The organism is Ruegeria sp. CDSB113 (assembly GCF_059611045.1).
On sequence record NZ_JBXWOU010000014.1, the window covers coordinates 17520 to 40273 of the forward strand.

At 58.1% G+C, this 22754-nt stretch carries 23 protein-coding genes; 13 read left to right on the forward strand and 10 right to left on the reverse strand.

The annotated features are described in order from the left end of the window. Positions 1-42: 42 nt before the first annotated feature. The 5 genes from AC2FIS_RS19360 to tldD form a co-directional block, all read right to left on the reverse strand. Positions 43-669: a CoA transferase subunit B gene (locus AC2FIS_RS19360; protein WP_058276937.1), complete on the reverse strand. Its 627-nt coding sequence runs from the start codon at positions 667-669 to the stop codon at positions 43-45. Further along, positions 669-1373, reverse strand: coding sequence for a CoA transferase subunit A (locus AC2FIS_RS19365; RefSeq protein WP_496774982.1), 705 nt, complete (start codon positions 1371-1373; stop codon positions 669-671). Before AC2FIS_RS19365 ends, AC2FIS_RS19360 begins: the two co-directional genes overlap by 1 nt. 103 nt (positions 1374-1476) lie before the next feature. Then, positions 1477-4116, reverse strand: coding sequence for a type I DNA topoisomerase (topA, locus tag AC2FIS_RS19370; protein WP_496774983.1), 2640 nt, complete (start codon positions 4114-4116; stop codon positions 1477-1479). Positions 4117-4290: 174 nt separating this feature from the next. Further along, positions 4291-5424: a DNA-processing protein DprA gene (dprA, locus tag AC2FIS_RS19375; RefSeq protein WP_496774984.1), complete on the reverse strand. Its 1134-nt coding sequence runs from the start codon at positions 5422-5424 to the stop codon at positions 4291-4293. Between the two features lie 240 nt (positions 5425-5664). Continuing rightward, positions 5665-7086 carry a metalloprotease TldD gene (gene tldD / locus AC2FIS_RS19380; protein ID WP_496774985.1) on the reverse strand — a complete coding sequence of 474 codons (1422 nt, stop codon included), beginning with the start codon at positions 7084-7086 and terminating at the stop codon, positions 5665-5667. 176 nt (positions 7087-7262) lie between these two features. Between tldD and coxB the strand changes: the two genes are divergently transcribed. The 11 genes from coxB (at position 7263) to AC2FIS_RS19435 (ending at position 17259) form a co-directional block, all read left to right on the forward strand. After that, on the forward strand, positions 7263-8174 hold the full coding sequence (gene coxB, locus AC2FIS_RS19385; RefSeq protein ID WP_496774986.1) for a cytochrome c oxidase subunit II: 912 nt from the start codon (positions 7263-7265) through the stop codon (positions 8172-8174). 84 nt (positions 8175-8258) lie between these two features. Beyond that, a complete protein-coding gene (gene cyoE, locus AC2FIS_RS19390; RefSeq protein WP_496707188.1) occupies positions 8259-9215 on the forward strand; it encodes a heme o synthase in 957 nt (318 codons plus the stop codon). After that, on the forward strand, positions 9212-9373 hold the full coding sequence (locus AC2FIS_RS19395) for a cytochrome c oxidase system small membrane protein (RefSeq protein ID WP_199528566.1): 162 nt from the start codon (positions 9212-9214) through the stop codon (positions 9371-9373). Before cyoE ends, AC2FIS_RS19395 begins: the two co-directional genes overlap by 4 nt. Then, complete coding sequence (locus AC2FIS_RS19400; protein WP_496774987.1) at positions 9373-9948, forward strand: cytochrome c oxidase assembly protein; 576 nt, start codon at positions 9373-9375, stop codon at positions 9946-9948. Before AC2FIS_RS19395 ends, AC2FIS_RS19400 begins: the two co-directional genes overlap by 1 nt. A 22-nt stretch (positions 9949-9970) precedes the next feature. Continuing rightward, positions 9971-10786, forward strand: a complete 816-nt coding sequence (locus AC2FIS_RS19405; protein ID WP_058272267.1) for a cytochrome c oxidase subunit 3 — start codon at positions 9971-9973, stop codon at positions 10784-10786. A 170-nt stretch (positions 10787-10956) separates the two neighbouring features. Further along, complete coding sequence (locus AC2FIS_RS19410) at positions 10957-11634, forward strand: SURF1 family protein (RefSeq protein ID WP_496774988.1); 678 nt, start codon at positions 10957-10959, stop codon at positions 11632-11634. After that, a complete protein-coding gene (gene thrC / locus AC2FIS_RS19415; protein WP_496774989.1) occupies positions 11631-13019 on the forward strand; it encodes a threonine synthase in 1389 nt (462 codons plus the stop codon). The genes AC2FIS_RS19410 and thrC overlap by 4 nt, the downstream gene beginning before the upstream one ends. Next, a complete protein-coding gene (locus tag AC2FIS_RS19420; RefSeq protein WP_496774990.1) occupies positions 13016-14278 on the forward strand; it encodes a M16 family metallopeptidase in 1263 nt (420 codons plus the stop codon). The genes thrC and AC2FIS_RS19420 overlap by 4 nt, the downstream gene beginning before the upstream one ends. Beyond that, positions 14278-14862: a GNAT family N-acetyltransferase gene (locus AC2FIS_RS19425; RefSeq protein ID WP_496722699.1), complete on the forward strand. Its 585-nt coding sequence runs from the start codon at positions 14278-14280 to the stop codon at positions 14860-14862. Before AC2FIS_RS19420 ends, AC2FIS_RS19425 begins: the two co-directional genes overlap by 1 nt. 124 nt (positions 14863-14986) lie before the next feature. Further along, entirely contained in the window at positions 14987-15805 is an 819-nt protein-coding gene (locus tag AC2FIS_RS19430) for an MBL fold metallo-hydrolase (RefSeq protein WP_496774991.1), read from the forward strand. Positions 15806-15843: 38 nt separating this feature from the next. Next, a complete protein-coding gene (locus tag AC2FIS_RS19435; RefSeq protein ID WP_496774992.1) occupies positions 15844-17259 on the forward strand; it encodes an FAD-binding oxidoreductase in 1416 nt (471 codons plus the stop codon). Positions 17260-17293: 34 nt separating this feature from the next. Here AC2FIS_RS19435 and AC2FIS_RS19440 read toward each other — a convergent pair whose 3' ends face one another. Both AC2FIS_RS19440 and AC2FIS_RS19445 read right to left on the reverse strand, forming a co-directional pair. Further along, the gene (locus AC2FIS_RS19440) at positions 17294-17776 is read right to left on the reverse strand and encodes a fasciclin domain-containing protein (protein ID WP_496722704.1); all 483 of its coding nucleotides are present in this window, start codon (positions 17774-17776) and stop codon (positions 17294-17296) included. Between the two features lie 170 nt (positions 17777-17946). Further along, on the reverse strand, positions 17947-18486 hold the full coding sequence (locus tag AC2FIS_RS19445) for an adenine phosphoribosyltransferase (protein WP_058272309.1): 540 nt from the start codon (positions 18484-18486) through the stop codon (positions 17947-17949). 299 nt (positions 18487-18785) lie between these two features. On the opposite strand from AC2FIS_RS19445, the gene AC2FIS_RS19450 reads away from it, so the two are divergent. Then, positions 18786-18968 carry a hypothetical protein gene (locus AC2FIS_RS19450; RefSeq protein WP_496774993.1) on the forward strand — a complete coding sequence of 61 codons (183 nt, stop codon included), beginning with the start codon at positions 18786-18788 and terminating at the stop codon, positions 18966-18968. A gap of 4 nt (positions 18969-18972) precedes the next feature. Here AC2FIS_RS19450 and AC2FIS_RS19455 read toward each other — a convergent pair whose 3' ends face one another. Continuing rightward, positions 18973-19602, reverse strand: coding sequence for a LysE family translocator (locus tag AC2FIS_RS19455; RefSeq protein ID WP_496774994.1), 630 nt, complete (start codon positions 19600-19602; stop codon positions 18973-18975). Between the two features lie 52 nt (positions 19603-19654). Then, positions 19655-20671 (reverse strand): DUF418 domain-containing protein, encoded by a 1017-nt coding sequence (locus AC2FIS_RS19460; protein ID WP_496774995.1) that lies wholly within the window; start codon positions 20669-20671, stop codon positions 19655-19657. 212 nt (positions 20672-20883) lie between these two features. On the opposite strand from AC2FIS_RS19460, the gene AC2FIS_RS19465 reads away from it, so the two are divergent. After that, complete coding sequence (locus AC2FIS_RS19465) at positions 20884-21750, forward strand: alpha/beta hydrolase (protein ID WP_496774996.1); 867 nt, start codon at positions 20884-20886, stop codon at positions 21748-21750. 9 nt (positions 21751-21759) lie between these two features. Here the strand turns inward: AC2FIS_RS19465 and AC2FIS_RS19470 are convergent, their stop codons facing one another. Beyond that, positions 21760-22632, reverse strand: coding sequence for an S-methyl-5'-thioadenosine phosphorylase (locus AC2FIS_RS19470; protein WP_496774997.1), 873 nt, complete (start codon positions 22630-22632; stop codon positions 21760-21762). Positions 22633-22754: the final 122 nt, after the last annotated feature.

Below are 22754 nucleotides of genomic sequence, written 5' to 3' on the forward strand. Positions count from 1 at the left end.
AACGGCCCACCTGAATTTGGTGGGCCTTTTCATTGGTGTGAATCAGTTGACGATGTTGGCCTCGGTCGCGGCGCGGATTTCGTCCTCGGTCACGCCTTCAGCGATCTCGATGATCTTCAAGCCACCATCAACCACGTCCAGAACGCCAAGGTTGGTGATAATGCGGTTCACCACCTTCTTGCCGGTCAGGGGCAGGGTGCACTTCTTCAGCAGCTTGGATTTGCCGTGCTTGTTGGTGTGGTCCATCACGACGATCACGCGACGAACACCTGCAACCAGGTCCATCGCGCCGCCCATGCCCTTCACCAGCACGCCCGGAATCATCCAGTTGGCCAGATCGCCTTCTTCATCGACCTCCATCGCGCCCAGAACGGCAGCCGCAATCTTGCCGCCGCGGATCATGGCAAACGATGTGGCACTGTCGAAATAGGCGGTGCGGGACAGTTCCGTGATCGTCTGCTTGCCAGCGTTGATCAGATCCGGATCTTCTTCGCCTTCAAAGGGGAAAGGACCCATGCCCAGCATGCCGTTTTCCGATTGCAGGGTGATGTCCTTGTCGCCCACATAGTTGGCCACCAGCGTCGGAATACCGATGCCGAGGTTCACATACATGCCGTCTTCCAGCTCTTGCGCCGCACGTGCGGCCATCTGATTGCGATCCCAGGGCATTATGCTTCCTCCTTCTTACGGGTGGTGCGTTGTTCGATGCGCTTTTCGTGCTGACCCTGAATGATGCGATGCACGTAGATGCCGGGCAGGTGGATCTTATCAGGGTCCAGCGAACCACGCGGCACGATTTCCTCGACCTCGGCGATGCAGATCTTGCCACAGGTCGCAGCAGGTACGTTAAAGTTGCGCGCGGTCTTGCGGAAGATCAGGTTGCCGGTTTCATCGGCTTTCCAGGCTTTGACGATGGCCAGATCGGCAAAGATGCCTTCTTCCAAGATGTAAGTCTCGCCATTGAAGTCTTTGTGCTCTTTGCCTTCGGCGATCACGGTGCCCACACCGGTTTTGGTGTAGAACCCGGGGATGCCTGCGCCACCTGCACGCATACGCTCGGCCAGAGTTCCTTGTGGGTTGAATTCCAGCTCCAGCTCTCCGGCCAGATATTGGCGCATGAACTCGGCGTTTTCACCGACGTAAGAGCTGATCATCTTTTTGACCTGCTTGGTCTGCAACAGGATGCCGATTCCGAAATCGTCAACGCCGGCATTGTTCGAGGCAAACGTCAGATCTTGTGCGCCCGAGTTCTTGATCGCCTCAAGCAGCAGTTCGGGAATGCCGCACAGGCCAAAACCGCCTGCCGCGATCATCATGCCGTCTGAAATCACTCCATCGAGTGCCTCAGTGGCATTGGCATAGACTTTCTTCATGGAAAACTCCCCCAATGACATGGTGATGGCGCAGGTTGTGCCGCCACGTCACGGGGAAGTCAATGAAACCAAGGGGTGGGTGGTATTTCTACCTAACCCCCTGTCAGGTGGCCGCCTTTTTGGTTGTTTTCTTGGCCGCAGCCTTCTTCTTGGGGGCCGCTTTTTTCTTGGTGCCCTTTTTGGTTGCGCGTTCGTTGACCAGTTCGATGGCCATTTCCTGTGTCACGTCTTCGGGCTTGATGTCCTTGGGAATCGTCGCATTGACCTTTTCCCATTTCACGTATGGCCCATAACGCCCATCCAGAACCTGCATCGCGCCGCCATCGGGATGCTCGCCCAATTCCTTCAACGCCTTGGCCGCTGCGCGACGGCCACGCCCGGGGTTGGCACGCTTTTCGGCCAGCAACTCGACCGCGCGGTTCATGCCGATCTCGAACACGTCGTTGGGGTCTTTGAGGTTGGCGTAGACCGGCTTGGCCTCATCCGCCAATTGATGCATCAGATAGGGACCAAACCGCCCGAAATTCGAACTAATCATGCCGCCCTCGGGGTGTTCGCCAATCTGGCGGGGCAGGGACAACAGCGTCAGCGCCTTGTCCAGATCCATGTCATCCTTGCTCCAGCCACGCGGTAGTGAGGCGCGCGGTGGTTTCTTGTTCTCGGGCGTCGGTTCGCCGCGCTGAACATAGGGGCCAAAGCGGCCGGATTTCAGCCAGATATCATCCCCTGCATCTTCGCCCAGAAGACGTTCCTCGCCTTCAGCGCCTTCGCCGGCGATGGGGCGGGTATAGGTGCATTCAGGATAGTTTCCACACCCAACGAACCCGCCGGTTCGCGACGTTTTCAGGTGCAATTGACCCATTCCGCATTTCGGACAGACACGCGGGTCCGAGCCGTCTTCACGCGGCGGATAAAGCTGCGGCGCCAGGGCTTCGTCGAGTTTGTCCAGAACCTCGGAGATCCGCAATTCGGACGTCTCGCCGATAGCAGCCGAGAAATCGCGCCAGAACTTGCTCAGCAACTCCTTGTAGTCACGCCCACCGGCGCTGACGTCGTCCAATTGTTCTTCCAGATTGGCGGTGAACTCATACCCCACGTACTGCCGGAAGAAGTTCAGCAGGAAGATCGTAACGATCCGGCCCTTCTCCTCGGGGATCAGCCGGTTCTTGTCTTTGCGCACATATTCCCGGTCCTGAATCGTGGTCACGATCGAGGCATAGGTCGACGGTCGCCCGATCCCCAGCTCTTCCATCCGCTTGACCAACGTAGCCTCGGTGTAGCGCGGCGGCGGTTGAGTGTGGTGCTGCAGGGCCAGTACAGATTCGTTCTCGGACAGAATGGCCTCTTTCGCGGCTTTTTCAGTGCCCTCGCTGGTCGCTTTGGTGAACTGATCGCGCAGGGATGTTTTGGCAAACCGAGCTGGATCGCCCTGCATGATTTGCGGCAGGCGCTTTTCATCATCATCGGCCACGTCGTCGCGGCCTTCTTCATAAACGCGCATGAACCCGTCGAACAGAACAACCTGACCGGTGGCGCGCAGGCCGACCTGGCCGTCATCGCTGCCAATCTCGACCGTCGTGCGCTCCAGCCGGGCCGCAGCCATCTGGCAGGCAATTGTACGTTTCCAGATCAGGTCATACAGTTTGCGCTGATCCTCATCTGTGACCTTCAGGGCCTTGGTATCGCGGGACATATCCGTCGGGCGGATACATTCGTGCGCTTCCTGGGCGTTCTTGGCCTTGTTTTTATAGATACGAGGGCTGTCCGGCACGTATTCTGCACCGTAACGGTCCGCGATGGTATCGCGGGTGGCCGCCACGGCCTCGGGCGCCATGTCGATGCCGTCGGTCCGCATATATGTGATGTAGCCCGCCTCGTAGAGGCGTTGAGCAACCTGCATCGCGTGACGCGCGCCCATTCCGAACTTGCGGCTTGCTTCCTGCTGCAAGGTAGAGGTCATGAAGGGTGCACTGGGGTTGCGTGCGGCGGGCTTGGCCTCGACCGAAGTAACGCTTAGCGCGCGGCTGGTGATGGCTTGCACCGCCAGTTCAGCCTGCGTGGCGTTGGCCAGATCATGTTTGTCCAGTTTTTTACCGGCCAGCGTGACCAAGCGCGCCTCGTAAGTCTGGCCGCGCGGTGTTTCGAACACTGCCTTCACAGACCAATATTCGACTGGTTTGAAGGCTTCGATCTCCATCTCGCGCTCGACGATCAGGCGCAGACAGACTGACTGAACGCGACCGGCAGACTTCGCGCCGGGCAGCTTGCGCCACAGAACCGGTGACAAGTTGAAACCCACCAGATAGTCCAACGCGCGGCGGGCCAGATAGGCCTCGACCAAAGGCATGTCGACCTGACGCGGGTTCTGCATCGCCTCGGTCACCGCATCCTTGGTGATCGCGTTGAAGGTCACGCGGCTGACAGGCGTATCTTTCTTGATCGAGCGCCGCTTGGTCAGGGCTTCTTGCAGGTGCCAACTGATGGCCTCACCCTCACGATCAGGGTCAGTCGCGAGAATCAGAGCGTTGTCTTCTTTCAGCGCATCGGCGATGGCTTTGACATGTTTGCGGCTGTCGTTGCCGACCTCCCATTTCATCTCAAATTCATGCTCGGTATCGACGGATCCGTCCTTGGGCGGCAGGTCCCGGACATGGCCATATGAGGCCAGCACTGTGTAGTCGGGGCCAAGATATTTGTTGATCGTTTTGGCCTTGGCAGGGGATTCTACAACAACTACAGGCATTTAAGGGAAAACCTCGCTCGACGGAATTGGCGCCTTCTATGATCGTGCAAGATGTGGAGGGCAAGGGCGAATTGTCAATGCGTTCCTTTGAACACAGGAATTATGTGGTAATTTCAACCACGTAACCTGTGCATAAAAAGGACTTGGGCAGAAACCAGGCCTCAGCGATGAAGATTATGCTGACAGCGACAGGAGGCCGCCGGGCTGACGCTGGATCTGTCCCTCGAGTTCCAGATCAATCAATGCGGGTCCGATTTCTCCGGCCGTTGCGGCAATGTCGCGGATCAACTGATCTTCGGCAATCGGTGAGGGACCCAACCGCGACAGGATTTCACGATGCAGTGCGGTACCTGCGATCACGGGTTCTGCCAATACGTTGGGTACGGTGAGGGCTTCGGCCTGACGGGCAGTTGCTTGTTTCGGTAGCGCCTCAATGACGTCTTCGGCGGCTCGTACCAATATCGCGCCGTCCCGGATCAGCATGTTGCACCCGGCAGCGCGTGCATCAAAGGGATGCCCCGGCACAGCCAGAACCTCGCGCCCCTGATCCAAGGCATCCCGCGCAGTAATCAGACTGCCGGATTTTGCGGCAGCTTCGACGACGACAACCGCCTGCGCCAGACCTGAGATAATCCTGTTTCTGCGCGGGAAGTGCCGGGCCTGCGGTGTGACGCCCATAGGCTGTTCGGAGACACGCAATCCGGTTTGGCCAATCTTTTCCGCCAAAACAGTGTTTTCGGTGGGATAGACGACATCCACGCCGCCTGCCATCACAGCGACGGTGCCCGTTTCAAGCGCAGCCATATGTGCCGCTGTATCAATGCCGCGTGCCAGGCCGGACGCAACTACATAGCCTTGCTTGCCGAGATCTGTGGCAAGCCCCCGCGCCATCCGCGCCCCCAGGGACGAACAATTCCGCGCGCCGACCAGTGCAATCGACCGGCGCTGAAGCAGAGAGCTATCTCCAATCACCCAAAGCAATGGCGGGGCGTCGGAAAGATCATGCAAGGCATCTGGATAATCGGCGGAGCCAAGGCACAAAAGGTGCGCGTTCGCGGCTTTTGCGGCCTTGAGTTCCGCCTCAATCACGCCGGGGGGGCAAACTTTGTACCCATCAATTCCGGCAGCGCGTGCCATTTCCGGCAGTGCGGCCAGCGCGTTCTGCGCCGAGCCATGTTCCCGCAGCAACCGACGAAACGTCGCCGGACCAACCTTGCGAGAGCGCAACAGACGAAGCCAGGAGAACCGATCCTCTTCCGTGGTGGGTGGGAGTGTGGGGTGATAGGAAGAATGCTGCTCTTCGGTCATCCGATGCTCCGCCTGATTGCAGAACTGGTTTACGATTGCTGGGGTTAACAGCTTATGAAACTCTTCAAATTATCCGGATAATTTTCGGCGTTTATAATTCAGAGTTATCTAGTGTGTTGAAATGTATGAAATAAAAATAACTGCCTTCAACGCGGTCGCCTGACAGGATGTTAAGGCGCAGGCGGACTGAAAGCGCAGTGTTAACCCTGCGCTCTCGATTGCCCGCCAAGCGATTCCCGGTTATGCGGCCGATCCGCCGACCGTCAGGCCATCCATCAGAACGGTAGGCTGGCCAACGCCGACCGGCACCCATTGGCCGTCTTTGCCACAGGTGCCCATGCCCGGATCCAGCGCCATGTCGTTGCCCAATCCCCGTATGCGTTTAAGGGCGGATGGGCCATCGCCGATCAGGGTCGCGCCTTTGACCGGCGCCCCTATCTTGCCGTTTTCAACGCGGTACGCCTCGGTGCACGAAAACACGAATTTGCCGTTGGTGATATCCACCTGACCGCCGCCGAAACCAACGGCCCAGATCCCGTCCTTGATGTCCGCAACCAAAGAGGCCGGATCGGCGCTGCCCCCCAGCATCACCGTGTTCGTCATCCGCGGCATGGGTTTGTGCGCATAGCTTTGCCGCCGTCCGTTTCCGGTGGGGGCCACGCCCATTAGGCGCGCGTTCTGACGATCCTGCATATAGCCGGTCAGGACGCCATCTTCGATTAGAACCGTGCGCGAACTGGGTGTGCCTTCGTCGTCCAAAGAGATCGAGCCGCGACGATCCGGTATCGTGCCGTCATCGACGACGGTCACGCCTTTGGATGCGATCTGCTGTCCCATCAAACCGGCAAAGGCCGAGCTTCCCTTGCGGTTGAAATCCCCCTCCAAACCGTGTCCGATTGCTTCGTGCAACAGGATGCCCGGCCAACCGGGGCCAAGCGCGACCTCCATCACGCCGGCAGGGGCCGGGATCGCGTCGAGATTGACCAAGGCGATCCGCAACGCCTCGCGCGCTTTGTCCTGCCAATCCGACGGATCGATAAGGCCGTCGAGCCCAACGCGCCCGCCACCCCCGGCCGAGCCACTTTCGCGGCGACCGTTCTGTTCGACGATGACCGAGATATTGAGGCGGGTCATTGGCCGCACGTCTCGCATCAGTACGCCGTCCGGGCGCAAAATCTCGACTTCTTGCACGGCTGCGGCGATTGTCGCGCTAACCTGCACGACGCGGGGATCCATGTCGCGGGCATAGGCGTCGATCTCGCGCAGCGTTTCGATCTTGACCGGGAAATCAGCGGATTCAATCGGGTCTTCGTCCGTATAAAGGCGGGTATTGGTGGCGCGGGGACCATCGGCCAGCGTGCCGCCGCCGTCGCCGACAGCGAGGCGCGCGGTTTCTGCCGCCCGTTTCAGGGCCGGAATTGAGACATCGGTGGAATGTGCATACCCGGCTACTTCGCCCTGCACCGCCCGCAGGCCAAACCCTTCGGATGCGTCATAAGATGCTGTCTTCAAGCGCCCGTCATCAAAGACCAAAGCCTCGGATTTTCGCCGCTCGACAAACAGCTCACCGTCTTCTGCCCCAGAGGTGGCGGATTGCAAAACCGCAAGCGCCTCGTCATGCGGAATAGCGCTATCAAATGGGCGAAACGGGTCGTTGGACATCTGTTGGGACCTTCCGAGTTTGATCCAGATCAAAAATAGCGTCTGTTTGACGCAAGCATTTTGCTTTATCTACCCGACGGAATATGGTTTTTAACGCGGCCAAAGACAACGGGAGAGGTGCGACTGATTCACACCTTTTCGCCAGAGAAGCAAAGATCAGACGATCAGGACAGAAAATGAAGAATGCTTTGATGCTTTCGGGGTTGATGACAGCCCTCTCCAGCCTTCCCGCAATGGCTCAGGAGCTTGAGATTATTGGTAAGCCGGTTGATGGCGGCCTTGGGTTCCAGCCCGCTGCCACCAGCCTGGCCTCGGGGATTCACCGGCTGGATGATATGATTCTGGTGATCATCACCGCGATCTGCTTGTTTGTTGCAGGTCTGCTGATCTACTGCATCATTCGCTACAATTCGCGTAACAACCCTGAGCCGGCGCGATTCTCGCACTACACCCCGGTTGAGATTGCCTGGACCCTTGGCCCGATCCTGATTCTGGTCTTCATCGGTGCCTTCTCGCTGCCGGTTCTATTCAATCAGCAGGAAATCCCCGAAGGCGACATCACCATCAAAGTCGTTGGGAACCAGTGGTATTGGACCTACGAATACGTTGATCACGATTTCGCCTTTGACAGCTATCTGCTGGGCCACCCGGCCACACTGGACGAAGGCGCACGCCCAGCCGATGCTGACGTGACCCCATTTGTTCTGAACGATGCGATGCGTGCCAAACTGGCGGATGCGGGCTACAGCGATGACGAATGGTTGCTCGCCACCGATACCGCCGTTGTGGTTCCGGTTGGCAAGGTCATCGTCATGCAGGTTACCGCTTCAGACGTGATCCATTCGTGGACCATCCCGTCCTTCGGCGTAAAGCAGGATGGTGTTCCGGGTCGACTGGCCGAGCTGTGGTTCGAGGCCGAGAAAGAAGGCATCTATTTCGGTCAATGTTCCGAACTGTGCGGCAAGGACCACGCTTACATGCCAATCACCGTCAAAGTGGTCAGCGAAGAAGCATATGAGCATTGGCTGCAAGGCGCGCTGGAAGAATATGCAGGTCTACCTGCAACTTATCAGGTTGCATCGAAGTGATGACCCGCGCGGGCTGAACGCTCGCGCCAAGAGTAACGCAGGCTGCGCGTTTTTCGCGCAGCTTTCGCCCCAGAAGGACCGGAAATGAGCGACGCAAGCATCAATGCCAGCACAGTGAGCGCCAAATCCCACGCGGATGAGGCCAGCTTTGGTGATTTCTTTGCCTTGCTGAAGCCGCGCGTGATGTCGCTGGTCGTGTTTACCGCTTTGGTCGGCCTTCTTGCAGCACCGGTTCCTGTTCATCCATTCGTGGGCTTTTGCGCCATCCTGTTCATCGCCATTGGCGGCGGCGCATCCGGCGCTTTGAACATGTGGTGGGACGCCGATATCGACCGCGTGATGAAGCGGACCAAAGGCCGCCCGATCCCCTCCGGCAAAGTCCAGGAGGGTGAGGCGATGGCAATCGGGCTGGCCCTGTCGGGGCTGTCCGTTATTATGCTGGGTCTGGCGACCAACTGGTTTGCTGGCGCTTTCCTGGCCTTCACGATCTTTTTCTACGTTGTCGTCTATACGATGTGGCTGAAACGCTCGACGCCGCAGAACATCGTCATCGGCGGAGCTGCTGGGGCTTTTCCGCCGGTTATCGGCTGGGTTGCTGCAACCGGGTCGATGTCGATCGAGCCGTGGCTGATGTTTGCCCTGACTTTCATGTGGACCCCGCCACATTTCTGGGCTCTGGCGCTGTTCATGCGCTCGGATTACGACGATGCGGGTGTTCCGATGCTGACCGTCACACATGGTCGTCGCGCCACGCGCTGGCACATTCTGGTCTATACCGGGCTGCTGGCCATGCTGGCAGTTGGAACCGCATTCTCGGGTATTGGCGGTCCGATCTACCTGACCGTCGCTGTGGTGTTGAACGCTCTGTTCCTGCGCGGAGCGTGGCAGATTTCGCGCCGCAACGAGGATGATTCCGAGGCCGACAATTTCAAGGTCGAACGCGCGTTCTTCAAGCTGTCGCTGCTATATCTGTTCCTGCATTTCGGTGCTATCCTGGTCGAAGCACTACTGAAACCCTATGGGTTAGGAGGTTGGTCATGAGCCTGCGTAAGAGCCACGAACTGCACCAACGCCGGTTCAGTCGTAACCTAGGGGTCGGTCTGACGCTGGCTGCCTTTATCGTGATCATCTTCGGCCTGACGATCGTCAAGGTTTCGGGCACGGATTTCAGTCTGGCAACGCAAGAAGTTCAGTACTGATGGCGTTGACGGGTCCTCAGAAAACTGTTGCACAGACCGTTGGCGTGGTTGTCGTCATGGGCAGCTTGGCCTGGGCATCTGTTCCGTTTTATGACTGGTTCTGCCGTGTCACCGGTTTTGGTGGAACCACTGGTGTGGCCGCGACTGCACCCGAAGACATTCTGGACCGAAAGGTTACCATCCGCTTTGACGCCTCGAAGGCGAAAGACATGGCATGGGAATTCAAGCCGGTCGCGCGCGAGATGGAAGTGCGCATTGGTGAAACCGGGCTGGCCTTTTACGAAGCCTACAACCCGACCGACCGCCCCATTGCCGGGCAGGCGTCCTATAACGTGACACCGTATTCGGCCGGCGGGTACTTTCAGAAAATCGCCTGTTTCTGCTTTGAAGAGCAGGTGCTGCAACCTGGTGAACGTGTTGAGATGCCGGTCACCTTTTTCGTCGACCCTGAAATGGTCGAGGATCTTGAAGCTAAGTATGTTCATACGATTACACTGTCGTATACATTCTACGAAATTGACCTGCCCGAGGGCGTTGCCGCTCTTGAGACGCAGGCTGATATAACAACGAACTAACGCCTGTAGGTGAGGGACGCTGATGGCACACGCAAAAAACCATGATTATCACATTTTGGCCCCGTCGATCTGGCCTCTGATCGGCGCGATCGGCGGCTTTGTGATGCTGTTCGGAGCCGTCCTGTGGATGCACGGGGTTACCTCGTGGATGTTCTGGGCCGGTCTGGTGGCCGTTCTTTACACCATGTTCGCATGGTGGTCAGAGGTTGTTGTCGAAAGCCGCCAGGGCGATCACACACCAGTTGTCCGCATTGGCCTGCGCTATGGCTTCATCCTGTTCGTTATGTCCGAGGTGATGTTCTTCTTTGCCTGGTTCTGGTCGTTCTTCAAACATCGCATGTACCCGATGTACGACTATGCCGGTACCGAATACATCCAGCCTGACATTCATGCGGTTGACCCGTTCCACCTGCCGCTGATCAACACCCTGGTCCTGCTGCTGTCGGGCTGTGCAATCACCTGGGCGCACCACGCGCTGGTGCACGGCAATGATCGCAAGGCGCTGGTGCAAGGGCTGGCCATCGGTATCGCTCTGGGTGTCGCGTTCACCGGTCTGCAGGCATTTGAATACTATGAGCTGCTGGCGCATGAAGGCTGGAAATTCGGCGGTGATCAGTTCTATTCGAACTTCTTCATGGCAACCGGCTTTCATGGTTTCCACGTTCTTATCGGTACCATCTTCCTTTCAGTGTGCTTAATCCGGGCGCTCAAGGGTGACTTCACGCCTGAAAAACACGTCGGGTTTGAGGCGGCTGCCTGGTACTGGCACTTCGTTGACGTTGTCTGGCTGTTCCTGTTCTTCGCAGTATACATCTGGGGCCAGGCGCCGTTGATGTAGCGCCAGACGGGCGAACAAATTGCAAAAGCCGCCCTTTTTGGGCGGCTTTTTCTCTATTCGGGACGCAAGATTGCGCCCCATACAATTGCAAGGTTGCCTTTCTGCGGCTGCAGCCCTTAACAAGACGCCGGCTCTTGCAGAGCCTTCGAACAACACAACCTGGTCCTGACATGCGCCGCATTCTCTTTTTGATGATCTTTGGCATTGCCGGTCTGGCGATCCTTGTGTCGCTGGGTGTCTGGCAAATGCAGCGGTTGGCGTGGAAACAAGACGTTTTAGCCGAGATCGAAAATCGGATTTCAGCCGATCCGGTTGATTTGCCTGACACCGTGTCGCGGGATGCTGACAAGTATCTGCCGGTTACGATTACAGGCGAGATGGAGCCGGGCGAGATCCACGTTCTTGTCTCGGTCAAACAGGTTGGGGCGGGCTATCGCATCATCCAATCTTTCAGCACAAATGACCGGACAATTCTTGTGGACCGGGGCTTTGTTCCTGTGACCGCGAAGCACGATCAAAGGCTGAACGGCCCGATGGTGATCACTGGAAATCTGCACTGGCCGGACGAAATTGACGGCTACACGCCTGAGCCGGATATTGACGACAATATATGGTTTGCCCGTGATGTTCCGAACCTGGCCGCCGCACTTGGGGCTGAGCCAGTACTGCTAATCGCGCGGTCGCAAACCGACCCCAACATCACACCCTTGCCTGTTTCGGTGACGGGTATCCCGAATGATCACTTGCAATATGCAATAACATGGTTTGGCCTGGCTTTGGTCTGGGCCGCGATGACCGGATATTTTCTGTGGCGCAGCCGCGCCCCTTCTGAGAGTGACGCGACATGAAATACATCTCGACCCGCGGGCAGGCGCCCGAACTGACGTTTGAAGAGGCGATGCTGACCGGATTGGCTCGTGACGGTGGTCTGTACCTGCCTGCCGAGATCCCGGTGATGACGCAGGATGAGATCGCGGCACTGGCCGGACTGCCGTTTGAGGAAATCGCGTTCCGGGTGATGTGGCCCTATGTCAGCGGATCTTTCGGTGAGAGTGAGTTCAAAGAGATCATCGGCCGCGCCTACGAAGGCTTCGGCCATGACGCCCGCGCGCCATTAAAGCAGTTGAACGAAAACCACTTCCTGTTGGAGCTGTTCCACGGGCCGACCTTGGCCTTCAAAGACTTCGCCATGCAGCTGATCGGTCAACTGTTTCAGGTGGCGCTGAAGCGCCGTGGCGACCGTGTGACCATCGTTGGCGCGACCAGCGGTGACACCGGATCGGCTGCGATTGAAGCGTTCCGGGGGCTCGACGCCGTGGACGTGTTCATCCTGTTCCCGCATGGCCGAGTTTCGGAAGTGCAGCGTCGGCAGATGACGACACCTGCGGACCGCAACGTGCATGCGTTGGCGGTGGACGGCGATTTTGACGATTGTCAGGCCGCGCTAAAGGACATGTTCAACGATTTCGACTTCCGCGACGGCGTGAAGCTGGCTGGCGTGAATTCGATCAACTTTGCCCGTGTTCTGGCGCAGATTGTCTACTACTTCTCCGCTGCTGTCAGCCTCGGCGCACCGCATCGCAAGGTCAGCTTTACGGTGCCGACCGGCAATTTCGGTGACATCTTCGCGGGCTACCTTGCCAAGCGCATGGGCCTGCCAATTGATCGTCTGGTTGTCGCAACCAACCAGAACGACATTCTGCATCGTTGCCTGTCGGGCGAGGGGTACTTCAAGGGCGACACCATCCCCTCGATCAGCCCGTCGATGGATATTCAGGTCAGTTCGAACTTTGAGCGTGCGCTATACTATGCTTATGGTGAGGATGGCGGGGCTGTCGCGCAGTTGATGGATGAATTGAAGAACGGCGGCTTCAATGTCAGCCAGGGCGCAATGGAAGCGCTGCGCGAGAGCTTTGACTCGGACCGTGTCTCTGAAGAAGAGACGCTGGCGACAATCAAGTCCACTCTGACCCATAGTGCGGAACTGGTTTGCCCGCATACCGCCGTGGGCATCAAGGTTGCAGAAGAACATCGCGCGGCTGACGTTCCGATGATCACACTGGCCACCGCGCACCCTGCAAAATTCCCGGCAGCGGTCGAGAAGGCAAGCGGCGAACATCCGCCTCTTCCATCCCGCATGTCTGATCTGTATGAACGTCCGGAACTGGTGACCCGCATCGCCAACGATCTGGGCACCCTCGAGGATCATATCAGAAGGCATATCGCTGAGTGACTGTCAGACAAGACCAACTGAAGAACGGATTTCGTATCGTCAGTGAACATATGCCGGGGTTGCAATCAGCGGCCATCGGCATTTGGGTGACCGCCGGTGGGCGGCACGAGCGGATTGAACAGAACGGTATCGCGCATTTCCTTGAGCATATGGCTTTCAAGGGAACCCAGCGCCGTTCGGCTTTGCAAATCGCTGAGGCGATCGAGGATGTGGGCGGATATATCAACGCCTACACGTCGCGCGAGGTGACGGCTTATTACGCGCGTGTTCTCAAAGACGATGTGGCGCTGGCGATGGATGTCATCGGTGACATCGTTCTGAACCCGATCTTCGACCCGCGTGAGATCGAAGTTGAACGCGGTGTGATCCTACAGGAAATCGGTCAGGCCTATGACACGCCTGACGATGTGATCTTTGACTGGTTGCAAGAACAGAGCTATCACGATCAGCCTCTGGGTCGAACCATTCTGGGTCCGACCGAACGGGTCAGTGCGTTTTCGCGCGAAGATTTGTCCGGGTTTGTGGCTGAACACTATGGCCCCGAGCAGATGATCCTGTCTGCTGCCGGTGCCGTTGATCATGACGAGCTGATGAAAACCGCTGAGGCGTTGTTTGGCCATCTTAAACCCTGCAAGGGGCTGATCCCGGAAACCGCCCGTTTCACTGGCGGCGAAGCGCGGCAGGAGAAAGAACTGGAACAAGCCCATTTCGCGCTGGCGCTGGAAAGCCCGGGCTATCGCGACGATGCGATCTATACCGCACAGATTTATTCTACGGCGCTTGGCGGCGGCATGTCCTCGCGCCTGTTCCAGGAAGTGCGCGAAACGCGCGGATTGTGCTACACGATCTTTGCGCAGACCGGAGCTTATGCCGATACCGGCACGACGACGATTTACGCCGGAACGTCGGCGGATCAGGTCGCAGAGCTGGCCAGCATAACGATTGATGAGATGAAGCGCGCAGCCGAAGACATGAGCGCCGAAGAGGTTGCCCGCGCCCGCGCGCAGATGAAGGCCGGTATGCTGATGGGGCTGGAAAGCCCGTCGAACAGGGCGGAACGTCTGGCGCGTCTGGTGCAGATCTGGGACCGGGTTCCCTCGCTTGAGGATGCTGTGGCCAAGATTGACGCCGTCAGCACCGAAGATGTGCGTGCCTTCGCCGAGCAGATGGCAGTGCAGGCCCCTGCGGCGCTGGCGCTATACGGCCCTGTCTCGGGCGCACCCACGCTGGCGCAATTGCAGGAGAGGCGTGCGGCGTGATGCTGTTGGGCAGACGCAAGCTGAAACTTGAAACCGAGCGCCTGAGCTTGCGCCCGCCCGCGCATTCCGACTTTAACGACTGGGCGGCGCTACGGCGCGCGTCACAGGAATACCTAACCCCGTGGGAGCCGATCTGGGCCAAGGATCACCTGAGCCGCAAATCCTTTACCAACAGGGTTTATTGGGCGCAGCGCTCCGTGGCCGGTGGAACAGCGATCCCTTTGTTTCTGTTCCGCCGCACGGATGACGTGCTGTTGGGGGCCATCACGCTGGACAACGTGCGCCGTGGCCCGGCACAGGCAGGGACATTGGGGTATTGGACGGGCCAGTCTTTTGCCCGCCAGGGCTATATGCGCGAGGCCATTGGGGCGGTCGTTCATCACGCCTTCACCCGACTGGACCTCAGTCGAATTGAGGCTGCGTGTTTGCCCGAGAACAAACCATCACGCGGGTTGCTGGAAAGCTCGGGTTTCAAATACGAGGGCGTGGCGCAGTCGTACCTGCAGATCAACGGGCGTTGGCGGACGCATGTGCTGTATGCCAGCTTGCGCTCGGACCGGCGCGGAAAGACGGACGCAGGGTAGGGCGCCGTTGCGGTGTCATTGGGGGGCTCTGGCCCCGCCGCGGCAAGCCGCGTCTCCCCCGGGATATTTTTAGCCAGATGAACAAGGGGCATGACTTGTCGAGCGCTTGCGCTACAATCCGGGCATGCGGTGGATTGTTGTAGGGTTGATGATGATTGCAGGCGGGGCTGTGGCGCAGGAGCGGCGGCCGAGCCATTGCATTGCCATAGCGGATGCCGCACCGGGGATAGAATACATTCACAAAGCAGCCTGGCAGGATCCGGTGCCGGAGTATTCGGTTCGGATCAGCTATATCGCTCATGCGTCGTTTATGATCCAGACGCAGGGCGGGTTGAACGCAGTGACGGACTTCACCGGTTTCATCGGCAGCGCGGATCTGATCCCGGACGTGGTGACGATGAACCATGCCCACGGCACCCATTGGACCGCCCATCCGGATCCAGCCATCCCAAATGTGATGCCGGGGTGGGGCGAGTTCGGGCAGGGGATCGAACACTATCTTGACCTGGGAGAGATGCTGATACGCAATGTCTCGACCGATATCCGATCCTCTTATGGCGGTGTGGAAGAGCGCGGAAATTCGATCTTTGTGTTTGAGGTTGAAGGGTTGTGCATAGGCCATCTGGGTCATCTGCATCACGTGCCGTCGGATGAACAATTTGCCGCCCTGGGGCGTTTGGATGTTGTGATGGCTGCCGTGGATGGCGGTACGACGATGCCGTTGCCGGAAATGATCACGGTTTTGAAGCGGCTGAAAAGCTCTGTCATTATTCCAATGCACTGGTTTTCCAGCTTTTCACTGGACCGGTTTCTGGTCGATATCCGCAATGACTTCCCCGTTGAGCGCAAAGATGTGTCTGAGATCACCGTGTCTCTACGCACGTTACCTGATCGTCCGACGGTCGTGGTGCTGGAACCTCAATACCTCATCGAACTGGAATAAGGCTTGTCGGGACGTCGCGACTTGGGCAAGGAAAGGGTATGAAACTAAACCCTGCCGATGACATTTTTGCCCAGTCGATCCGCTCTGCCTTGGGCGATGATGTTCTGCACCCCGTTGAGGCACGATATCTGGAAGAGCCGCGCCGCAGGTTTGCGGGTCATGTGGGCGTTCTGGCCCTGCCGAGGTCGGTAGAACAAGTTTCGACGCTCGTTCAGTTGGCCTCGGACGCGGCGGTTCCCATCGTGCCTTATGGCGGCGGGACCGGGCTGGTCGGCGGGCAGGTGATGACCGATGGTCCGGCCCCTTTGCTGATTTCTTTGGAGCGGATGTCCGCCATCCGGGCAGTTTATCCGGCCGAGAATATTCTGATCGCTGAGGCCGGTGCCATTCTGGCCGATGTTCAGGCCGCTGCCGAAGAGGCGGATCGGCTGTTTCCCCTTGCGCTGGCCGCACAGGGATCGTGCCGGATCGGCGGCAATCTTGCGACGAATGCGGGCGGGGTTAATGTTTTGCGCTACGGCAATGCGCGTGATTTGTGTTTGGGGCTTGAGGCCGTTTTGCCGAATGGCGAGATCTGGCACGGTCTGAGCCGTTTGCGTAAGGATAATACCGGGTACGATCTGCGCAACCTGTTGATCGGAGCGGAAGGTACGCTGGGGATCATAACCGCAGCGGCGTTGAAACTGTCCCCACGTCCGGGGGAAACCGGCACTGCGATGTTCCAGGTGACCTCGCCCGAGGCTGCCATTGATCTGCTGGCGATGGCACGCGATCAGGTGGGCGAGGGGGTCAGCACCTTTGAGTTGATCCACAAGCAGGGTCTGCAGTTCCTGACCGAGGTTTTGCCCGATATCCGTCAGCCCTTTGACGTCCAGCCCGATTGGATGGTGCTGGTGGAGTTGGGACTTTCCGGCTGTGCGTCACCGTCAGACGCGCTGATGGCGTTGTTCGAGGCTGCAGAAGCGCGCGGGCTTGTAGCAGATGCGGTCGTAGCCCAAAGCGAAGCGCAACGACTGGAACTTTGGGCGGTGCGTGAGCAGATCCCTGAGGCCAATCGGTTGATCGGTTCGGTATCCAGCCATGATATCTCGGTCCCGATTTCGGATATCCCAGCGTTTATCCAGCGTGGGTCCGAGGTAGTGAATGCGTTGGGGACATTCCGTATTAATTGCTTTGGGCATTTGGGCGACGGCAATCTGCACTACAACGTGTTTCCGCCGCAGGGGCACAACCGCGCGGAATATGATGCCCAGCGGCGTAGTGTTAAGCGCGCGGTGCATGATTTGGTGCATGAGTTCAGTGGGTCGATCAGCGCCGAGCACGGCATAGGACGTTTGAAAACGGATGATTTGGAGAGCTATGGCGATCCGGTAAAGCTATCTGCGATGCGTGCGATCAAAGCTGCCCTTGATCCAAAGGGGATCATGAATCCAGGGGCCGTTCTAAAGACGTAGGCGCGACCCACTTCGCATGGGCCGCGCGCCGATATTACGATCCAGGCAGAATAACCTTATCAATCACGTGGATGACGCCGTTCGACGTCTCGATATCTGCCTGCACAACGTTGGCGTCGTTGACCATCACGCCGTTGTCCAGGTCGATCTTGATTTCTCCACCCTGAACGGTCGCGGCCGTCATGTCATCGGACAGATCGCCTGACATCACTTTTCCGGGCACCACATGATAGGTCAGGATTGCAACCAGCTGATCCTTGTTCTCGGGCTTCAGAAGGGTTTCGACTGTGCCTTCGGGAAGGGCGGCAAACGCCTCATCCGTGGGAGCGAAAACGGTGAACGGACCTTCGCCTTTCAGCGTATCAACCAGTTCTGCGGCCTGAACGGCTGCGACGAGGGTTTCAAAGCTGCCTGCGCCGACGGCGGTGTCGACGATATCTTTGGAATGGCCATCAGCATATGCCGCAGTTGATACGAATAGGCTTGCGACACCGGCAATTGCGAGATTGCGAAACATGGTATGATTTCCCTGGTTGGAATGCCCTTGGTGGCATCAATCGGGGTACGCTGCATCACTGAAATGAGATCACTGTTTGTGCCGATAAGTTCGGGTTGATCCAATAAAAAACCGCGCTAAGCCAGCGCGGTTCCAGGTTTCCAATCACGAATTTGTGATTGCACGGGACGTCAGAGGCCTTCGAATTCGCACAGGACGTGGACATCCATCCCCATGTCTTCCAATGCCTTGCGCCCGCCTAACTCTGGCAGATCGATAATGAACGAGCATGAGACGATCTCGCCCCCCAAACGTTCGATCAGTTTGATGCCCGCGGCAGCGGTACCACCTGTCGCCAGCAGATCATCGACGACAAGGATTTTTTCACCCGGCTGGATGGCGTCGTCGTGGATTTCGACAATCGCCTCGCCGTATTCAAGCTTGTAGTCCTGGCTGATCGTGGTTCCCGGCAGCTTGCCCTTTTTACGGATGGGCACGAAACCGACGCTTAGCTGGTGCGCGATAGCTCCGCCCAGGATAAAGCCGCGCGCCTCAAGGCCAACAACCTTGTCGATGCGCTCACCGGCATAGGGGTGCAGCATTTGATCAATCGCCATGCGGAATCCGCGCGGATCCGCGAACAGGGTCGTGACGTCCCGGAACATGATCCCTTCATGTGGGAAATCCACGATGGTCCGAATGTAATCTTTGACCGACTTGTTTCTGGACATGGCCATCCCCTCTGGCGTCAAAACACGCTGGGCTGTTTGGCCCATTGATGTGAGTCATGCAAGGAAAGATTGCCGCCCCAGGCGTGCGGCGTTTCGACTGGCGGTAGTCGCGATACAGTGCATCGACCGGCCGCGTCAGATATGGTTTGTGCCCCTTGCCCTGATCTTTAGAAAAAACCGCCAGAGCGACATGAAGGTTCGTTGCCATAATCTTCTTTTGTTGTTAGGTGCTCGTGAAATACAAATTCTATGCGAAGTATATACAAAGACTATCTTGTAGGTCTGGGATTTTGATGGGAATGGGACGCGTGAGAACGAAAGACAGTAAGATTTCAACCAAGAAAAACAGTCAGTTGGTCCTGCGGCTGGACAAGGATGAACGGGACGAGTTTGTTCAGCTTTGCAAAGAGTTGGACACTTCGGCCGCGCGAGAAATCCGGCGGTTCATTCGCGGTTTCATGAAGGAACACGCTGAGGGCTGAGCCCTCAGGCCGGGCGGCGCAGGACAGCCGTGGCCACACCCATCCCGATTAATGCCAGCCCTCCGAACCGGGTCATAGCGGTGATGACGCCTGAACGGCTGATCATCTGGCGCAGGTGGTCCGCCAACAGGGCGTATGCCAGCGAATTCAGCCATGCCAGACCCACGAAGGTTGCGATCAGGATAGCAAATTGCGGTCCGAGCGGGTCAGCCGGGCGCAGAAACTGAGGAACGAAAGCGATAAAAAACGCGATAGATTTCGGGTTCAACGCGGTGACGGCGGCAGCATGGCCAAAAACGCTGTGTGCGGTGACATTGCGCCCGGTGTCCACAGTCTCAAGCCCGCCTGATGGTGCGCTGCGTAACAGTTTGATCCCCAGCCAGACCAAATAGGCGGCACCGACCCATTTGAGGGCCGTGAACAGGGTAGCCGAGGCCAGGACCAGCGCGCCAAGCCCCAAAAGAGAGGCCGTCATAGCCACCAGATCTCCAACAGCTACACCCGTCGCCGAGGCGACAGCCACGCTGCGCCCCTTGGACAGGGCATAGCTGAGAACCAGCAGGACCGTCGGGCCTGGGATCAATAGTAGGGCGGTGGATGCAGCGACAAAGGCGAGCCAAAGGTCAAGGGACATCGGAAATCCTGTGAATACGTTTCCCGCAGCAAGCCCGGACCAGCGCGCAAGGTCAAGCCCTGCGTGGTTGCGTTGTCAGACGCATCAGCGCCTCGAGCGGGCCGCGATTGAATTTGCGGGACCACAATAGGGCAAAGATCGAGGCCGCGGCACAGAACGCAATAGCGTAACTCGCGATCTGTGGGGCGTTCAGTGAACCATTCAGCAACCCGGCCTCCTCCAGTATGCCCATGCCGATCAGGATGTGGGCCATATAAAGCGTCAGGCTTTGCCGGCCGGGCGCGGTCAGGGCGGGGCTGATGTGCAACCTTTCGATCTTGGGCCACAGCTTCAACAGCAATCCGATCACCACGCAAGCCGAGCCGGTTCCGGCAATAATGTAGAACGGTCCCGGTGGGATGGACGCGGTTCCCAGATAGATCACCAGATCAGGGTCCGAGGCCAACATTTGCGGAAACAGGGCAAATACGGCAGCTCCGAACCCCCACATGATCAGCCTGTGTTGAATGCAGATCGTGTGCAGTTCGGATCGTCCAATAGCCATTCCGATCAACAGGAACGCCGCCCAGGGAAGGACCGGGTGCCAGCCGTTGAAAAACAGGTTACGCAAAAAACCGGGCAGGGTCCAAAGGTCGGTGTATGTCAGCGTTTCCCAGTCCCAGCCAAGGTCGTAGTTGAAAATCATGACGGCGAGGACAGCCAGCGCCACCACCCCAACTGAACCCAACCACAATGCACGGGTTGGTGCCGTCAGGAAAGCAGCGCCAACAACGAAGTACACGGCGTAGAAATGCAGGATATCGGCGTCAAATACGGTCATGTTGATCAGGCCGAGCGCGAACAGAAACACCGCGCGCCGTAGCAGCACCGACGTTGAAACAGAGGATAACCCAATTCCGATGCCGGCCAGGATGACGAACAAAGCGGCCGCGCGGCCTTCAAGCAAATCGATCAGTGTCGAGGCCCAGTCATTGCCAGGGGCGACCTGAGCGGCAATGCGGAAATTCACCAGAACCATTCCGCAAAACGCCAGAAATCGGGCTGCGTCCAATGCCTCAAGTCGCTTCATGCTATCCCTCTGTTTCGCCGGCGTTTTGACGGTGCCGTGCGAACCACAGATCGGTGCAGTACAGGCGATTTTTCAAGATGAAGGGCAAAAAAGAGCCAGGGCTGTGCAACGCGGCAACAAGTTTTAAGATTGGATTAAGTGTAACCCGCGCGGCTTGAAACGGTTCCTTGGGCCACCGACCTTGGAGCGGACGCAACACTTCGGAGAGGCCGATGGTTCAAACAGATCAAACACGCGTGAACGCGGCACCTGAAACCAGCCACTCGCGGCTTGCCCACGTAAAGGGCGCGCTGATCCTTTTGGTTCCGGTCCTCGCGGTGATCTATGCGGGCATCGTGGGGTACATGTATGTGAACCAGCAATCGCTTTTGTTCAAACCAGATGGAGAATTACCAGCGCCCAACACGGTAGGGTTGGCTGATGTGGAGTCCGTTTCCTTCACAATGTCCGATGGCGTTACGCTGACCGCGTGGTCCGCCCCGCCCGCGACCGATGATGCGCCGACGGTTTTGTTCTTTCATGGCCAATCGGGCAACCTGGGCGACCGGGCCGATCGGATGAGAGAGATCCTCAACAGTGGCTTCGGCCTGTTGGCCCCGAGCTATCGCGGATATCCGGGCAGCGAGGGCGAACCGTCCGAGATGGCGCTGATTTCCGACGGCATCCAGATGTATGACCAGCTGGATCGCCAAGGCGCGGACGTTGTGTTGCACGGCCAAAGTCTTGGAACAGCCGTTGCAACCGCGGTGGCCGAACAGCGCCCAAATGCACAGCTGCTGGTGCTTGAGGCACCCTTTACGGCCACGGTGGACGTCGCGGCGGAAAGGTATCCCTGGCTACCCGTGCATGCCCTGATGCGGGATAAGTTCGCGACCCGTGATTTGATCGGGAACGTGACCGTTCCGACTTTGATCTTCCACGGGACCCAGGATGAAACGGTCCCGCTGCATCATGGTGAAGAACTGGCCGCGATGTCTGGGGATACCGCGCAGATCTATGTTATCCCGGACGGCACACACAACGACCTCTGGTCGCATGGGTTGTGGGATCAGGTTCAACAGTCTTTGCCAGCCAACTAAGGTTGCCAGTCAGAGAATCCGACCAGCAACAGCATCCAGTTTTGCCAACACGGTGGGATCACGTTTCTCCGGTGCGGTCAGGATGGCATATTCCAAAGCCCGGTCGCAGCCATGAGGGCAGGGCGCGCGGTCAGCGCCCAGCAGATCGGGCAGACCTTTGACAAGCGCACGGCCTTTTTCGGCATTGCCGGTCAGCGTGGCGATGATGGCGGTGACGTCCACCTCGCCGTGGTCCGGATGCCAGCTGTCGTAATCGGTGACCATCGCGATCGAGGCATAGCAAAGCTCGGCCTCGCGAGCGAGTTTGGCCTCGGGCATGTTAGTCATGCCGATTACGTCGCAGCCCCAGTGTTCGCGGTACATCTTGGATTCCGCCAATGTCGAGAACTGTGGCCCCTCCATTGCCAGATAGGTGCCGCCGCGATGGATGGTGATGCCTGCTGCCTTGCCGGCAGATTCACAGGCATCCGAGAGGCGCGGGCAGGTGGGGTGCGCAACGCTGACATGGGCCACGCAGCCGGTGCCAAAAAAGCTTTTCTCCCGCGCAAACGTCCGGTCGATGAACTGATCGACGATCACGAAATCGCCCGGCGCCATATGCTCGCGAAACGACCCGCAGGCCGAAACTGAGATCACATCCGTCACGCCAAGCCGTTTCAGCGCGTCAATATTGGCGCGGTAAGGAACGTCAGTCGGGGAATGTACGTGACCACGCCCGTGACGGGGAAGGAACGCCATCTCAACGCCATTCAGTGATCCCGTCAGGATCTGATCCGAAGGATCGCCCCATGGCGTTTCGACCGTGACCCATTCCGCATTTTCCAAACCGTCGATGTCGTAAATGCCTGATCCGCCGATGATGGCGATTTTGGTTTGGGTCATGGCTGCTCTCCGTAAAAACTGTTGAAAGAGTTCTGCGTGGCAGCCGCGGGTTTGGCAAGTGGCTTCAAGGGTTTGTGTAACTTGCTTGCTAGCTATGCGGTTTACGCATATCAGGGTCCCGC

What these genes read in the sequence shown, in the direction of transcription:
- AC2FIS_RS19360 (WP_058276937.1), bottom strand. Translation starts at nt 669, where the DNA reads ATGCCCTGGGATCGCAATCAGATGGCCGCACGTGCGGCGCAAGAGCTG.
- AC2FIS_RS19365 (WP_496774982.1), bottom strand. Translation starts at nt 1,373, where the DNA reads ATGAAGAAAGTCTATGCCAATGCCACTGAGGCACTCGATGGAGTGATT.
- topA (WP_496774983.1), bottom strand. Translation starts at nt 4,116, where the DNA reads ATGCCTGTAGTTGTTGTAGAATCCCCTGCCAAGGCCAAAACGATCAAC.
- dprA (WP_496774984.1), bottom strand. Translation starts at nt 5,424, where the DNA reads ATGACCGAAGAGCAGCATTCTTCCTATCACCCCACACTCCCACCCACC.
- tldD (WP_496774985.1), bottom strand. Translation starts at nt 7,086, where the DNA reads ATGTCCAACGACCCGTTTCGCCCATTTGATAGCGCTATTCCGCATGAC.
- coxB (WP_496774986.1), top strand. Translation starts at nt 7,263, where the DNA reads ATGAAGAATGCTTTGATGCTTTCGGGGTTGATGACAGCCCTCTCCAGC.
- cyoE (WP_496707188.1), top strand. Translation starts at nt 8,259, where the DNA reads ATGAGCGACGCAAGCATCAATGCCAGCACAGTGAGCGCCAAATCCCAC.
- AC2FIS_RS19395 (WP_199528566.1), top strand. Translation starts at nt 9,212, where the DNA reads ATGAGCCTGCGTAAGAGCCACGAACTGCACCAACGCCGGTTCAGTCGT.
- AC2FIS_RS19400 (WP_496774987.1), top strand. Translation starts at nt 9,373, where the DNA reads ATGGCGTTGACGGGTCCTCAGAAAACTGTTGCACAGACCGTTGGCGTG.
- AC2FIS_RS19405 (WP_058272267.1), top strand. Translation starts at nt 9,971, where the DNA reads ATGGCACACGCAAAAAACCATGATTATCACATTTTGGCCCCGTCGATC.
- AC2FIS_RS19410 (WP_496774988.1), top strand. Translation starts at nt 10,957, where the DNA reads ATGCGCCGCATTCTCTTTTTGATGATCTTTGGCATTGCCGGTCTGGCG.
- thrC (WP_496774989.1), top strand. Translation starts at nt 11,631, where the DNA reads ATGAAATACATCTCGACCCGCGGGCAGGCGCCCGAACTGACGTTTGAA.
- AC2FIS_RS19425 (WP_496722699.1), top strand. Translation starts at nt 14,278, where the DNA reads ATGCTGTTGGGCAGACGCAAGCTGAAACTTGAAACCGAGCGCCTGAGC.
- AC2FIS_RS19430 (WP_496774991.1), top strand. Translation starts at nt 14,987, where the DNA reads ATGCGGTGGATTGTTGTAGGGTTGATGATGATTGCAGGCGGGGCTGTG.
- AC2FIS_RS19435 (WP_496774992.1), top strand. Translation starts at nt 15,844, where the DNA reads ATGAAACTAAACCCTGCCGATGACATTTTTGCCCAGTCGATCCGCTCT.
- AC2FIS_RS19440 (WP_496722704.1), bottom strand. Translation starts at nt 17,776, where the DNA reads ATGTTTCGCAATCTCGCAATTGCCGGTGTCGCAAGCCTATTCGTATCA.
- AC2FIS_RS19445 (WP_058272309.1), bottom strand. Translation starts at nt 18,486, where the DNA reads ATGTCCAGAAACAAGTCGGTCAAAGATTACATTCGGACCATCGTGGAT.
- AC2FIS_RS19450 (WP_496774993.1), top strand. Translation starts at nt 18,786, where the DNA reads ATGGGACGCGTGAGAACGAAAGACAGTAAGATTTCAACCAAGAAAAAC.
- AC2FIS_RS19455 (WP_496774994.1), bottom strand. Translation starts at nt 19,602, where the DNA reads ATGTCCCTTGACCTTTGGCTCGCCTTTGTCGCTGCATCCACCGCCCTA.
- AC2FIS_RS19460 (WP_496774995.1), bottom strand. Translation starts at nt 20,671, where the DNA reads ATGAAGCGACTTGAGGCATTGGACGCAGCCCGATTTCTGGCGTTTTGC.
- AC2FIS_RS19465 (WP_496774996.1), top strand. Translation starts at nt 20,884, where the DNA reads ATGGTTCAAACAGATCAAACACGCGTGAACGCGGCACCTGAAACCAGC.
- AC2FIS_RS19470 (WP_496774997.1), bottom strand. Translation starts at nt 22,632, where the DNA reads ATGACCCAAACCAAAATCGCCATCATCGGCGGATCAGGCATTTACGAC.